Annotated in this window: 12 protein-coding genes, 1 tRNA gene and 1 pseudogene; 6 read left to right on the forward strand and 8 right to left on the reverse strand. The window is 65.6% G+C overall.

Going from position 1 to position 13,010, the window contains the following annotated elements; translation table 11 throughout:
- Positions 1-13: 13 nt before the first annotated feature.
- From E3O18_RS06495 to E3O18_RS06525, 7 genes are all read right to left on the reverse strand, one after another.
- Positions 14-352, reverse strand: coding sequence for a hypothetical protein (locus E3O18_RS06495; RefSeq protein WP_134395881.1), 339 nt, complete (start codon positions 350-352; stop codon positions 14-16).
- 79 nt (positions 353-431) lie between these two features.
- Positions 432-1,148, reverse strand: coding sequence for a GAF and ANTAR domain-containing protein (locus tag E3O18_RS06500; protein WP_134395880.1), 717 nt, complete (start codon positions 1,146-1,148; stop codon positions 432-434).
- Between the two features lie 9 nt (positions 1,149-1,157).
- The gene (locus E3O18_RS06505; RefSeq protein WP_241978130.1) at positions 1,158-1,889 is read right to left on the reverse strand and encodes a GAF and ANTAR domain-containing protein; all 732 of its coding nucleotides are present in this window, start codon (positions 1,887-1,889) and stop codon (positions 1,158-1,160) included.
- Positions 1,890-2,141: 252 nt separating this feature from the next.
- Positions 2,142-2,867, reverse strand: coding sequence for a 5'-methylthioadenosine/S-adenosylhomocysteine nucleosidase (mtnN, locus tag E3O18_RS06510; RefSeq protein ID WP_134395878.1), 726 nt, complete (start codon positions 2,865-2,867; stop codon positions 2,142-2,144).
- Entirely contained in the window at positions 2,864-3,331 is a 468-nt protein-coding gene (locus E3O18_RS06515; RefSeq protein WP_134395877.1) for an S-ribosylhomocysteine lyase, read from the reverse strand. The genes mtnN and E3O18_RS06515 overlap by 4 nt, the downstream gene beginning before the upstream one ends.
- A gap of 74 nt (positions 3,332-3,405) precedes the next feature.
- Positions 3,406-3,478 (reverse strand) — tRNA-Val (locus tag E3O18_RS06520).
- Positions 3,479-3,549: 71 nt separating this feature from the next.
- Positions 3,550-4,017: a peroxiredoxin gene (locus E3O18_RS06525; protein WP_134395876.1), complete on the reverse strand. Its 468-nt coding sequence runs from the start codon at positions 4,015-4,017 to the stop codon at positions 3,550-3,552.
- Positions 4,018-4,273: 256 nt separating this feature from the next.
- On the opposite strand from E3O18_RS06525, the gene aceE reads away from it, so the two are divergent.
- From aceE to E3O18_RS06555, 6 genes are all read left to right on the forward strand, one after another.
- A complete protein-coding gene (aceE, locus tag E3O18_RS06530) occupies positions 4,274-7,000 on the forward strand; it encodes a pyruvate dehydrogenase (acetyl-transferring), homodimeric type (RefSeq protein WP_134395875.1) in 2,727 nt (908 codons plus the stop codon).
- A gap of 8 nt (positions 7,001-7,008) precedes the next feature.
- Positions 7,009-8,214 (forward strand): helix-turn-helix domain-containing protein, encoded by a 1,206-nt coding sequence (locus E3O18_RS06535; RefSeq protein ID WP_104101895.1) that lies wholly within the window; start codon positions 7,009-7,011, stop codon positions 8,212-8,214.
- Positions 8,215-8,319: 105 nt separating this feature from the next.
- The gene (locus E3O18_RS06540; protein WP_134397881.1) at positions 8,320-9,246 is read left to right on the forward strand and encodes an ACP S-malonyltransferase; all 927 of its coding nucleotides are present in this window, start codon (positions 8,320-8,322) and stop codon (positions 9,244-9,246) included.
- Positions 9,247-9,258: 12 nt separating this feature from the next.
- Positions 9,259-10,263 carry a beta-ketoacyl-ACP synthase III gene (locus E3O18_RS06545; RefSeq protein WP_104171087.1) on the forward strand — a complete coding sequence of 335 codons (1,005 nt, stop codon included), beginning with the start codon at positions 9,259-9,261 and terminating at the stop codon, positions 10,261-10,263.
- Positions 10,264-10,327: 64 nt separating this feature from the next.
- A complete protein-coding gene (locus E3O18_RS06550; RefSeq protein ID WP_134363808.1) occupies positions 10,328-10,576 on the forward strand; it encodes an acyl carrier protein in 249 nt (82 codons plus the stop codon).
- Positions 10,577-10,666: 90 nt separating this feature from the next.
- On the forward strand, positions 10,667-11,902 hold the full coding sequence (locus E3O18_RS06555; RefSeq protein ID WP_134395873.1) for a beta-ketoacyl-[acyl-carrier-protein] synthase family protein: 1,236 nt from the start codon (positions 10,667-10,669) through the stop codon (positions 11,900-11,902).
- Between the two features lie 83 nt (positions 11,903-11,985).
- On the opposite strand, the pseudogene E3O18_RS06560 reads toward E3O18_RS06555, so the two are convergent.
- Positions 11,986-12,882, reverse strand: a pseudogene (locus E3O18_RS06560) (IS30 family transposase); the annotation flags it as partial.
- Between the last annotated feature and the right edge of the window lie 128 nt (positions 12,883-13,010).

The following is a 13,010-nucleotide window of genomic DNA, read 5'->3' on the forward strand; positions in this document are numbered from 1 at the left end:
GTCGGTCAGGACGTCAGTAGTCGAACTCGTCGAACTGTGGCGAATCCAGGCCGTCGCCCGTCCACGAGGCTCGGCCCGAGGCCGTGCCGACCAGGGCCTTATGGCGGAGAGTGTCCACCGTCTCCGGCTCCAGCAGCTCTGACCGAGCGAAACCGGCAGTGACGCAGACCAATTGGCCGGATCCGCCGATCAGGATCTGGATGCGGCCCAGCAGGCCGGTCTCTTCGACGATCGGGATGTCGACGACATCGACCTGGGGACGGAGACTCAACGCCTCGGCATAGTGCATGACGGCATCCGCGAGATCATCGCCCGTGATGACCGATCCGCCGGGGTGAAATATACGCTTCATGGTAGACCCCTGATTGTTCACGAAATGGACATGTGCAGCCAGGGTCTGGGGCATTTTCTGATTCTAGACCGTGCGGGGTCTAAAGGTCGAGAGTTCGGTTCACAACCTGCTCGGCAACCTCGACCAGCCGCTGGCCGTTGTCGCGGGCATATTGACGCAGGATCGCGAAGGCCTCTTCCATGTCGACGGTGTGGGTGAAAGCGACGACGCCCTTGGCCTGCTCGATCAGAACGCGGCTACTGAGCGCGCGTTGCAACTGCGTCCGAGCCACGTCGCTCTCCCTGATGGCCCGTTCCTGAAGAATGCCGATGGTGGCGGTGTCGGCCAGCGCCTGGACCGTGCGCAGGTCCTCCGCTCCCAGACCGCCGAGGCGATCCCAGAAGAGATTGAGCGATCCGATGGTCGTCGCTCGCAGCCGCAGGGGAACCGAGTGCATCGACTTCAAGCCGAGTTCGAGCGCTCCCGCCCGAAATCTCGGCCACGCCGGGGCGAGGACATCGAGGTCGGGAATAGCCACCGGTTTGCCGGTCGTGTAGCACTCGACGCACGGCCCATTGCCGGCCCGCAGCTGCAGGATCTCAATCAGGCGACTGCGTTCGTTGGTTGAGGCCACGACCTCGAGATCGTTGTCGTTACCGGCGGAGAGGATGATCCCGACCGCGGACGCCCCGAAGAGTGTGCCGCAGGTCTCTACGAGTGTGTGCAGCAGGTCGACGACGTCGTACCCGACGACAAGCGTGTCGGCCAGCGTGACGAAGGTCTCGACCAACTGACCTTCACGTGTTCTGGTCACCATAAATCCACCCTAAGACCCGTTCAATTCTGATGTGAAATCAACTTTTCGCGCCACAACATCGTCCGCTACCTCACGGACGGTGCGCGCGTGGGAGAACGCGTAGCCCTGGAGGATCAGGAGGGCATCCGAAGCTCCCACGTTCAATTGGGCCAGAACCATCCCCGTCGCTTGGTGCACAACGCGACGCGCGTAGCCCTCGTCGGCGTCAGGGTCCGGATTCATCGTATGCGAGAGCAGGACGCGCCGAAGCATCTGTCGGGCGGCGATCCCGACCAGCATCGTGGCGTCGGCGATCTGAACTCCGGTCAGGGTGCGCGGGCGTGGAGAGTACAGATCAACCGCTCCGATGTCCAGCGTGCCGACGACCATCGGGAACGCGAACACGCTTCCCACGTCGGTCTCGTCGGTCTCGTCGATGGATTGTGTGAAAACCGGCCAAGCCGGATTGCCGTGGTGTCGAATATCGCTGTTCAGAACCGGGCGACGAGTCGTCAGGGCTTCCCAGCACGGACCTTCGCCGAGATCAAATTGCAGCTCGTCGAGCCGTGCGGCGGACGCGTCGCACGCGCACGCGGTTTCGGTGCCAAACGGTGCGCCGAGGGTGGAGATCGCCACGCCGGTGACGGGCAGCACCCGCAGGAACGGCGAGCACAGGTCCGTGCTGGTCCGGTGCGCGTTGGACAACTCCTCGACGGCGAGGCCGAACGATTGACGGTCAGACCGGGACATGACGACGATCACTCCCCATGGCATCCGTTACTCGGGTCGAAATTGCTCGCATTGAAGTCGCTCGCGCGTGAGTGTGCACGGTGCCTTCACGACCTCTCGGCTCCGCAGAAGAGCGACGATTTTTCCGCGGCGGGCATCGGCTTCCACAAATCTCGGCGTTTCCCGCATTGCGCAGAACCCGGCTCCGCAGTTTGAGTGAAGAACCTGCGCCCGACCTGTGTACGCCCCGGGGATCGGTGACGACCGGATGGGGCGTAGGCCGAGTCAGTCGGCGAGCCTGCGAAGCATCTCCAGCACGACCGCGGCCGAGCGGTCGGCCGCGTCGTCAATGTGGGTGAGATGATCGACAATCGGTCCGCACAGGTCGGAGATGCCGCGGACCGCCACGAACGGTACGCCGTGCGCGAAGCAGGTTTGAGCAGCGCCCACGGATTCCATGTCGGTGGCGAGAACCCCGGGGAACAGCACGCGGAGGCTCTCTGCGCGCTCCACGCTCACGAAGGCGTCGCTGGAGACCAGCAGCCCGCGGCGCACGACCAGCGCCGATCCGTCGGGCATCCGGGCAGCGGATTCGGCGCCGCGCAGCGCCGCAGTCGCTCCCTCGTAGCGAGCCGGCATACCGGGCACCTGGCCGAGCGCGTACCCGAAGGCGCGTGCATCAGCGTCGCTGTTGAGGTATTCGCTCCCGATGACCACCTCGCCCACTCGCACCTGGGCGCCCACCCCGCCGGCCGAACCCGCGCTGATCACCAGCGGCGACGCCTCGGGGTCCTCGGCGCGCGCACACAGGAGTGCGGATGTCGTCGCACCGGCCGCGTTGACCAGTCCGATGCCGCCCTGCACCAGCAGCACTTCACACCCGGCCAGGGTGAGGCGGTGCCGGCGGGCCCTACCGGTGGCGACCGGCGGCGCGGAAGCGGTGGCCACCGCCAGGAACGGAGCGGCCTCCTCCTCCATCGCGACCAGAATGATCGCGTCGACGGTCGTCATGCGGTGACGGTGGCCCAGGCGCCGCGGGCGGCCAGGAAGACCTTCACGGCGTCCTGGGCGGCTGCCAACGAGTGGTTGGCTCCCCACCCGCACTGAACCTCGTTGGCGGCGGGCACCTCGGTGGCGCCGAGGATGTCGGTCATGGTGGCCTCGATCAGCCCGAGTACCTCGGCGTACTCCGGCTGCCCCTGCAGAATCAGGTAGAAACCGGTCTGGCAGCCCATCGGCGAGAAGTCGATGACTCGGGTGGAATGGTTGCGGGAATGCTCGGCGAAAAGGTGCTCGATCGAGTGCACTGCCGGCATCTCCAGGTGAAGGACGTTGGGCTGGGTGAAGCGCACGTCATACTTCACGATGGTGTCCCCCTGTGGCAGCATCTTGGTATCGGCCAAGCGCACATAGGGTGCGACGACCGTGCGGTGATCGAGGTTGAACGATTCGACGTTCATGCGTGGCTGATTCACGTGCTCTCCCTGAATACTGTCGTGGCACTCGGCTGGGGCTCGTTCGCAACGGACGTGATCAGGGGGGTTATGTGTGGGCCCTACCGGGCTCGAACCGATGACATCCACGGTGTAAACGTGGCGCTCTACCAACTGAGCTAAAGGCCCCTGACGCAACGGCCGGTGAAGGCCGTAGCCCATCATACAGATTCTGACTGCCGGGTGGACCGCGGCCGGGTTCAGGCCGGCTGGAGTTCGCCGATCGCGGCCCGGTAGGCCTCCAGCGACCGGGGCTCGCCCGGCGCGGTGATGAAGCTGGCCCGGATGATCCCCTCAGGGTCGATCAGGAAAGTGGCCCGGTTCGCGAAGCCCTTTTCCTCAAGGAACACGCCGTATTCCTTCGCGACCGCACCATGCGGCCAGAAGTCGGCCAGGAGGTCGAAGGTGTACCGTTCCTGTTCCCCCCAGGCACGCAGGGCATGACGGGAATCGACCGAGATGCCGAGCAGTTCCACCTCATTGGCGGCGAACAAGGACAGGTTGTCCCGCAGCTCGCACAACTCGCCGCTGCAGATTCCGGAGAACGCCAGGGGAAAGAAGACCAGGGCGACCGACTTCTTCCCGCGGAACTCGCTGAGCTGCACCCGCTCGCCGAACTGGTTGAAGAGCTCGAAATCAGGAGCCTGGGTGTCATTTTCCAACGCCATGGAGCGCTTCCTTTCGTGCGCCCACGGGAACGGTGCAAGGCGACGCCACAGCCTAGCCCCGCCTTCTGCCGGAACCAAGATGATCGTCCCGAGGGACCCTCGATTCCCGGCCCGAACGACGCTCACCGGCCGCACACAAACCGAAGGCATAATCTGTAGGCTTGCGTGGTGCCGTCGGTCGTGATCCGACCGTCATCCGGCACCGCTAACTTGGCAGGTTCGCTTCGATGGTCTGCCCAACAGAGAGAGGTCGAGTGTGACTGTCAACGACCAGGACCCGTATTCGGTTAACAGCACGGATGCGGACCCGGAGGAATCCGCCGAATGGTCGGCATCGCTGGACGCGCTCGTATCCGCTAACGGTCACCAGCGTGGTCGGGAGATCATGCTGACGCTCCTGAAACGCTCCAAGGAACTGCACCTCGGCGTGCCCATGGTGCCGACCACGGACTACATCAACACCATCGCGGCCGGCAATGAACCCGACTTCCCCGGCGACGAAGACATCGAGCGCCGCTACCGCGCCTGGATTCGCTGGAACGCCGCCGTTCTCGTGCACCGTGCTCAGCGCCCCGGCATCTCCGTCGGCGGCCACATCTCGACCTATGCATCCTCCGCTGCCCTGTACGAGGTCGGCTTCAACCACTTCTTCCGCGGCCAGGACCACCCGGGCGGCGGAGACCAGATCTTCATCCAGGGCCACGCCTCCCCCGGAACCTACGCGCGGGCCTTCCTCGAGGGCCGCCTGAGCACCGACCAGCTCGACGGATTCCGCCAGGAGAAGTCCCACGGCCCTAACGGGCTGTCCTCCTACCCGCACCCGCGACTGATGCCGGAATTTTGGCAGTTCCCGACGGTCTCCATGGGACTCGGCCCGATCAACGCCATCTACCAGGCGCAAACCAACCGGTACCTCACCAACCGCGGGATCAAGGACGCCAGCGACCAGCAGGTCTGGGCGTTTCTCGGCGACGGCGAGATGGATGAGGTCGAGAGCCGTGGGCAGCTGCAGGTTGCCGCCAACGAGGGTCTGGACAACCTCAACTTCATCGTCAACTGCAACCTCCAGCGCCTCGACGGCCCGGTACGCGGCAACGGCAAGATCATCCAGGAACTGGAAAGCTTCTTCCGCGGCGCCGGCTGGAACGTCATCAAGGTCGTCTGGGGTCGCGAGTGGGACGAGTTGCTCTCCCGCGATACCGATGGCGCCCTGCGCGACCTGATGAACGCCACCCCCGACGGCGACTACCAGACGTACAAGGCCGAGAGCGGCGCGTACGTGCGCGAGCACTTCTTCGGCCGCGACCCTCGCGCGCTCAAGCTCGTCGAGGGTTACACCGACGACGACATCTGGAACCTCAAGCGCGGTGGCCACGACTACCGCAAGGTTTACGCGGCATTCAAGGCCGCATCCGAGCACAAGGGCCAGCCGACCGTCATCCTGGCGAAGACGGTCAAGGGCTACGCCCTCGGCCCGAGCTTCGAGGGCCGCAACGCGACCCACCAGATGAAGAAGTTCACCCTCGACAACCTCAAGACGTTCCGCGACAGCACCCACATGCCGATCACGGATGCCCAGCTCGAGGAGAACCTCTACCTCCCCCCGTACTTCAAGCCGGACGAAAACGATGAGGCGATCCAGTACCTGCATGAGCGCCGCCGCGCGCTCGGCGGGTACGTGCCGGAGCGTCGCAGCAAGTACACGCAGATCACCCTGCCGGACGACGCGACCTACGCCCCCACCAAGAAGGGTTCCGGCACGCAGGAGATCGCGACCACGATGGCCTTCGTGCGGCTGCTCAAGGAACTGCTGCGTGCCAAGGACTTCGGACACCGCATCGTGCCGATCATCCCGGACGAGGCTCGCACCTTCGGCATCGACGCGTTCTTCCCGAACGCCAAGATCTACAACCCCAGCGGCCAGCAGTACACCTCGGTCGACCACGCGCAGCTTTTGGCGTATAAGGAGAGCCCGCAGGGCCAGATCCTGCACGTGGGCATCAACGAAGCCGGCGCGATGGCTGCCTTCACCAACGTGGGCACCTCCTACGCAACGCAGGGTGAGCCGCTCATCCCGATCTACGTCTTCTACTCGATGTTCGGCTTCCAGCGCACGGGCGACGCCATGTGGGCCGCGGGCGATCAGATGACCCGCGGGTTCATGATCGGCGCCACCGCCGGACGCACCACCCTGACCGGTGAAGGCCTGCAGCACGCCGACGGCCACTCGCCGTTGCTGGCCTCGACGAACCCCGCCGTGGTCTCGTACGACCCGGCCTACGGCTACGAGATCGGGCACATCGTGCGGTCGGGACTCGAGCGGATGTACGGCGGAACGCACGCCGACCCCAACGTCATGTACTACATCACGGTCTACAACGAGCCGCAGGTGCAGCCGCGCGAGCCCGACGACGTGGACGTGGACGGCATCGTGCGCGGCATCCACCGAGTCAGCGCGTCCGATGTGTCCGGTCCGAAGGCGCAGCTGTTGGCCTCAGGCGTCTCCGTGCCCTGGGCACTCGAGGCCCAGGCCCTTTTGGCCGAGGACTGGGGAGTGTCCGCCGACGTCTGGTCGGTCACCTCCTGGGCCGAACTGCGTCGTGATGGCATCGCGGTCGAGGAACACAACTTCCTCTACCCGGACGACGCGCCGCAGATCCCGTATGTGACGGAGAAGCTGGCCGGCACCGCCGGACCGTTCATCGCCGTCACCGACTTCATGCATGCGGTGCCCGATCAGATCCGGCAGTTCGTGCCCGGCGACTTCGCGACCCTCGGCGCCGACGGGTTCGGCTTCTCGGACACCCGCCCGGCGGCCCGCCGCTACTTCAAGATCGACGGACCGTCGATGGTGGTGCGCGCACTCGAACTTCTCGCTCGCCGAGGCGAGGTCGACCGCAGCGTCGTCGGCCAGGCGATCGCGAAGTACCGGTTGCACGACGTAACGGCGGGTACCACCGGTTCCGCCGGGGGCGAGAGCTAACAGCCCCCGTGGCACCCACACCGAAGACAAAAGAACAGACGCTCAGCTGGCTGCGAACGATATCCGGCGAGCTTTCCACGGCGACGCTGAAGCGTCTCGAGGACACGTTGCCCTGGTACGGCGATATGCCGCCCGGGCGGCGTTCCGCCGTGGGTCTGGTCGCCCAGGCCGGGATCACGTCGTTCATCTCGTGGTTTGACGACCCGCGGTCCACCCCCTGGATCGCCGCCGACGTCTTCGGTGCCGCCCCGCGAGAACTGCTGCGCTCAATCAGCCTGCAGCAGACCCTGCAGCTGATCCGCGTCACCGTCGAGGTGGTGGAGGAGCGGGTTAAAGACGGCGGGGAAATCCTGCGGGAGGCCATCCTGCTGTATTCCCGCGAAATCGCCTTCGGCGCGGCGGATGTCTATGCCCGGGCAGCCGAGGCACGTGGCCTCTGGGATGTACGCCTCGAGGCCCTGGTCGTCGACTCGATCCTGAGCGGCGAGTACGACGACGAACTGCCCAGCCGGATCGCAGCCCTGGGCTGGCACGGGCACGGCGAGGTCTGCGTGCTCGTGGGCACGACGCCCAAGATGCTCGACGTCGACCAGCTGCGTCGCTCGGCCCGCCACATGGCCGCCGACGTTCTGATCGGGGTGCAGGGCAACCGGCTCGTCCTGGTCATCGGCCGAGCGCACCCGTCGCCGACCGAGACGGATGACGCGATTGGCACGGCCTCCGCCCTCAGCTTCATGGAGATAGCGGTGCAGCTCGAGCCGAGCTTCGGCGCCGGCCACCTGGTGCTCGGCCACGAAGTACCGAATCTGGTCGACGCGTCCAAGAGCGCTAAGGCCGCCTTGGCCGGCTTCGCCGTGGCGCGCTCCTGGCGCAACGCCCCACGCCCTGTACAGGCGGATGATCTGCTTCCCGAGCGGGCGCTGGCCGGCGATCCGCTTGCCCGCGCCACGCTGATCCACCGGATTTACCGCCCGCTGCAAGCGCATTCGACTGAGCTGCTCACCACACTCTGGTGCTACCTGGACAACGGTCGCTCCCTGGAAGCCACCGCCCGGGAACTGTTCGTGCACCCGAACACCGTGCGCTACCGCCTGAAGCGGGTGTCAGAGGTCATCGGCTACGACGCCACGGGCGCCCGTGAGGCCCTCATCCTGCAGGCGGCCCTGATCATCGGGTCGATCAGCGATCACGACGGGTCAACACGCCGGCGTTAATTGCGGCGTCAGAGGTGCCAAACTAGCGAGATTCGACAAACACTCCTCGAATAGTTGGTGGATCTCCGACATGCCCGCAACATACGAGGTTGGGAGACTGGATCAATGATTGTTGTCGTCTGCCCCGGTCAGGGCTCCCAAACCCCCGGTTTCCTCGAGCCCTGGCTTCGGAACCCCACCTTCGCCGCCGGCCTGGACGAGATCTCCGCGGCCTGCGGAATCGATCTGAAGCGCCACGGCACCGTGAGCGACGCCGACACCATTCGGGATACCCGGATCGCCCAGCCGCTGATCGTGGCCGCCGGACTCCTCACGTTGAACGCACTCCTCGCCGACGGCCGGCGGGAGCGCATCTCCGGTATCGCCGGTCACTCGGTGGGCGAGATCACCGCCGCAGCCGGCGCCGGCATCCTCAGCGCGGCGGACGCCGTGCGTTTCGTGCGCGAACGCGGCACCGCCATGGCCGAGGCCGCGGCGCTGGAACCCTCCGGCATGAGCGCCGTGCTGGGCGGCGATGAGACCGAACTCCTGGCCCGCCTCGACGAACTCGACCTCGCGCCAGCCAATTTCAACGGCGGCGGCCAGATCGTCGTCGCCGGCTCCCTCGCGGCTTTGGCCGCTCTCGGCAAGAACCCCAATCCGCGCACCCGGGTGATCCCTCTGCAGGTGGCCGGTGCATTCCACACGCGGTATATGCAGCCGGCGGTGAAGCACCTCACCCGTGTCTCCGCGCTACTCGCCCCCGCCGATCCCACGCTTTCGATCTGGACGAACCGGGACGGCAGCGCGGTGTCCAACGGTGCCCGGTTCGTGGAGTTACTGGTTGATCAGGTGTCCTCGCCGGTACGGTGGGATATGTGCATGCGATCGTTCGCGGATGCCGGCGTGACCGGAATCATCGAGGTCGCACCGGCCGGGGCGCTTGTCGGCCTCGCCAAACGAGCCCTCAAGGGCGTGCCCAGCGTAGCGATCAGGACGCCGGACGACCTGCCCGCTGCGTTCGACCTGATCGACCAGCAGAACCTAGTCTGACCGAAAGAGAATATGTCCAAGCCAACACTTCAGCAGTCGCACGGTCCCCAATACACCCGGATTCTCTCGATCGGCGCCGCCCGCGGGGACCTGGTCGTGCCCAACGACGACCTGGTCGGTCCGATCGATTCGTCCGATGAATGGATCCAGCAGCGCACCGGCATCATCACCCGCACCCGAGCGAGCCAGGACATCCAGGCCGTCGACCTTGCGACGGATGCCGCCCGCGAAGCCATTGAGAGGTCCGGCATCCAGCCACACCTGATCGACGCCGTCATCGTGGCCACGATCAGCAACGGCCGGCAGACACCGTCCATTGCCGCCGTGGTCGCCGATCGGGTCGGCGCCAACCCCGCCGCCGCCTACGACGTCAACGCCGCCTGCGCCGGATACACCTACGCCGTAGCGCAAGCCGATTCGTTGATCCGTACGGGCACCGCCCACTACGCGCTCGTCATCGGCGCCGAGAAGCTGTCCGACCTCGTCGACCCTACGGACCGCAGCATCTCGTTCCTCCTCGGCGACGGCGCCGGCGCCGTCGTCATCGGCCCGAGCGACTTCCCGGGGATCGCCCCCACCGTGTGGGGATCCGACGGGTCCAAGGCCGATGCCATCACCATGAATCACACCCTGCAGGAATACCGCCGCGGAGAATCCGAATGGCCCACCCTGCGCCAGGAAGGCCAGACGGTTTTCCGCTGGGCCGTCTGGAACATGGCGAAGGTGGCCAAGGAGGCTCTCCAGGTCGCGGGAATCGAGAGCGACCAGCTCGCCGCTTTCATTCCGCACCAGGCCAATATGCGCATCATCGACGAGTTCGCCAAGCAACTGAAGCTTCCCGACTCGGTCGTCATCGCCCGCGATGTCGCCACCACCGGGAACACCTCGTCGGCGTCGATCCCGTTGGCCACCCACCGCCTCCTGGAAGAGCACCCCGAGCTCAGCGGAGGCCTCGCCCTCCAGATCGGCTTCGGAGCAGGACTGGTGTTCGGCGCGCAGGTCGTCGTGCTTCCCTAGATTTCACTCAACTCCCCTCTAAACTGAATCTCGGTCATACGAGACACCCCCAAGGAGAAATAACATGGCATTGTCCACCGAAGAAGTTCTTGCCGGCCTGGCCGAACTCATCAACGACGAGACTGGCATCGCGACCGACACGGTTGAGATGGGGAAGTCATTCACCGATGATCTGGACATCGATTCCATCTCGATGATGACCATCGTCGTCAACGCCGAAGAAAAGTTCGACGTCAAGATCCCCGACGAAGAGGTCAAGAACCTCAAGTCCGTCGGTGACGCTGTCGACTTCATCGTCAAGGCTCAGGTCTAGTCCACAAATGAACAGGCCGGTCGGCATCTGCCGACCGGCCTGATCTGTGGGTGATGCCCACGTTTGCACGCCTTACGGAGAGTTAACGTTATGACCAAAAAAATCGTTATCACCGGCATCGGTGCGACCTCCCCTCTCGGCGGCACGGCCGCCGACAGCTGGTCGGCCCTGCTCGCCGCCGAATCGGGGACGAGCACGCTAGACCACGAATGGGTGGCCCGGACTCAGCTCCCGGTGACCTTCGCCGCCCAGGCCAGGGTTCCATCCGTCGACGTTCTGGCCCGACACGAGACGAAGCGTCTCGACCCCTCCAGCCAGTTCGCGTTGATTGCCGGGCGTGAAGCCTGGGCGGATGCCGGCTCCCCCGAAGCAGACCCCGAACGGCTGGCCGTCGATTGGGCGACCGGAATCGGTGGAGTCTGGACCCTTCTCGACGCATGGGACACCCTCCGCGAACGCGGTCCGCGCCGCGTGCTGCCGATGACCGTGCCCATGCTCATGCCGAACGGCCCGGGAGCGGCCATCGGAATGGACCTGCACGCCCGGGCCGGAATCACCACGGTTGTGTCCGCGTGCGCCTCGAGCACCGAGTCTCTCGTGAACGCCTACAACCGCCTGCAGGCCGGGCTCGCCGACATCGTCATCGCCGGTGGCTCCGAGGCCGCAATCCACCCGCTTCCGATCGCATCCTTCGCTGCCATGCAGGCCTTGTCCAAGCGCAACGACGACCCGGCCACAGCGTCGCGCCCCTACGACATCACCCGGGACGGCTTCGTTCTCGGTGAGGGTGCCGCGGCGCTCGTCGTCGAGACGGAAGAACACGCCAAGGCCCGCGGCGCACGCATCTACGCCGAGCTCCTTGGTGGTGCCGTGACCAGTGACGCGTACCACATCACCGCTCCAGACCCCGAGGGCACGGCTGCGGCCCGCGCGATGATCACCGCGATCAGGAATGCCGGCGCGAGCCTGGCGGATGTTTCGCACATCAACGCGCATGCGACCAGCACTCCGGTTGGGGACATCGCCGAGTACAACGCACTCCGCCGCGTGTTCGGTGACCTGCTCGACGGGATCCCGGTGTCGGCGACCAAGGCTTCCACCGGTCACCTCCTCGGTGGTGCCGGGGCGATTGAGGCCCTGTTCACGGTTCTCGCTCTGGCCGAGCGCATGGCCCCGCCGACCATCAACCTGCTGCACCAGGATCCGAGCATCCCGCTCGACGTCGTGACCATGCCGCGCACGTTGCCTTCCGGCGATCTGCTGGCCATCAGCAACTCGTTCGGTTTCGGCGGTCACAACGCCGTCGTGGCGTTCCGGTCGGTCTAGCTCCACCCGGCGGAAGACCCGTCAGCACCGGAAAGGCCCCGACCAGCAGGCGGTTTCTAGCGGTCGTTGCAACACCTGATGGTTTAGGTGCTGTGAAGTAGATCACGTAAACGCTCGGCTGGGATATCCCAGTCGAGCGTTTTGCGTGGGCGGCCGTTGAGCTCCTGGGCGACGTGTCCGAGGTCTTCGGGGCCGTAGGTGCTCAGGTCGGTTCCTTTGGGGAAGTACTGGCGCAGGAGCCCGTTGGTGTTCTCGTTCGAGCCGCGCTGCCAGGGGCTGGCCGGGTCGCAGAAATGGACGTCGATGTCGGTGGCGATCTTGAACGATTTGTGGGCAGCCATTTCGGCGCCCTGTTCCCAGGTCAGTGACCCGCGCAGGTGCTCGGGCAAGGTGCCCATCGTGGTGACCAGTGCGTCGCGGACGGACTCGGCGGTGTGGTCGTGGGGCAGATGCAGCAGCATCACGTAGCGGGTGGTTCGTTCGACCAGGGTCCCGATCGCGCTCTGGTTGGATGCTCCGGTGATCAGGTCGCCTTCCCAGTGGCCGGGCACCGCCCGGTCTTCGACTTCGGCGGGACGCTCGGAGATCATGACCATCTCGTCGGCGAAGCGAGGCCGGCGGGCTTCTCCGGTGTTCTGGGGTTTTCGCCGTGCTCGGCCGGTGCGCAGTGTCGCGGCCATTTCGCGGCGCAGCCCACCACGGCCCTGGAGATACAGGGCCTGGTAGATCGTCTCCTGGGTCACTCGCGTCTCCAGATCATCAGGATAAGTCTTGACCAGAGTGTGACTGATTTGTTCCGGTGACCAGTGAATCCTCAACTTACTCGTCACGTAAGCGCGCAACCGCGGGGTCGTTTGCAGCTTGCGGTCTTTGGGCCGGGGCCGCCGGGCCGCCGCGGCGCGATGCGCCGCATACGGCAGGTAACCATGGACCGGCACGGTGTTGCGGGCAATCTCCCGACTGATCGTCGACGGCGCCCGGGGTCACGTCCCGCGGAGTGGTGGAGTTTCTCGACACCGTGCGGGTCAGTGGTTCCAGTTTAGGCGGCGGCGAGTTCGGGGAGTATCACCGCCTCGTCGAGGACTTCGATGGGGTTGTTCATGGTGGC

It is taken from the genome of Cryobacterium sp. TMT2-42-4 (assembly GCF_004402645.1).
GTDB lineage: Bacteria > Actinomycetota > Actinomycetes > Actinomycetales > Microbacteriaceae > Cryobacterium > Cryobacterium sandaracinum.

Bases quoted from the DNA above. Each gene is read 5' to 3' on its own strand.
- mtnN (WP_134395878.1), bottom strand. From the start codon at position 2,867: ATGACGACCGTCGACGCGATCATTCTGGTCGCGATGGAGGAGGAGGCC.
- E3O18_RS06550 (WP_134363808.1), top strand. From the start codon at position 10,328: ATGGCATTGTCCACCGAAGAAGTTCTTGCCGGCCTGGCCGAACTCATC.
- E3O18_RS06540 (WP_134397881.1), top strand. From the start codon at position 8,320: ATGATTGTTGTCGTCTGCCCCGGTCAGGGCTCCCAAACCCCCGGTTTC.
- E3O18_RS06500 (WP_134395880.1), bottom strand. From the start codon at position 1,148: ATGGTGACCAGAACACGTGAAGGTCAGTTGGTCGAGACCTTCGTCACG.
- E3O18_RS06525 (WP_134395876.1), bottom strand. From the start codon at position 4,017: ATGGCGTTGGAAAATGACACCCAGGCTCCTGATTTCGAGCTCTTCAAC.
- E3O18_RS06555 (WP_134395873.1), top strand. From the start codon at position 10,667: ATGACCAAAAAAATCGTTATCACCGGCATCGGTGCGACCTCCCCTCTC.
- E3O18_RS06545 (WP_104171087.1), top strand. From the start codon at position 9,259: ATGTCCAAGCCAACACTTCAGCAGTCGCACGGTCCCCAATACACCCGG.
- E3O18_RS06495 (WP_134395881.1), bottom strand. From the start codon at position 352: ATGAAGCGTATATTTCACCCCGGCGGATCGGTCATCACGGGCGATGAT.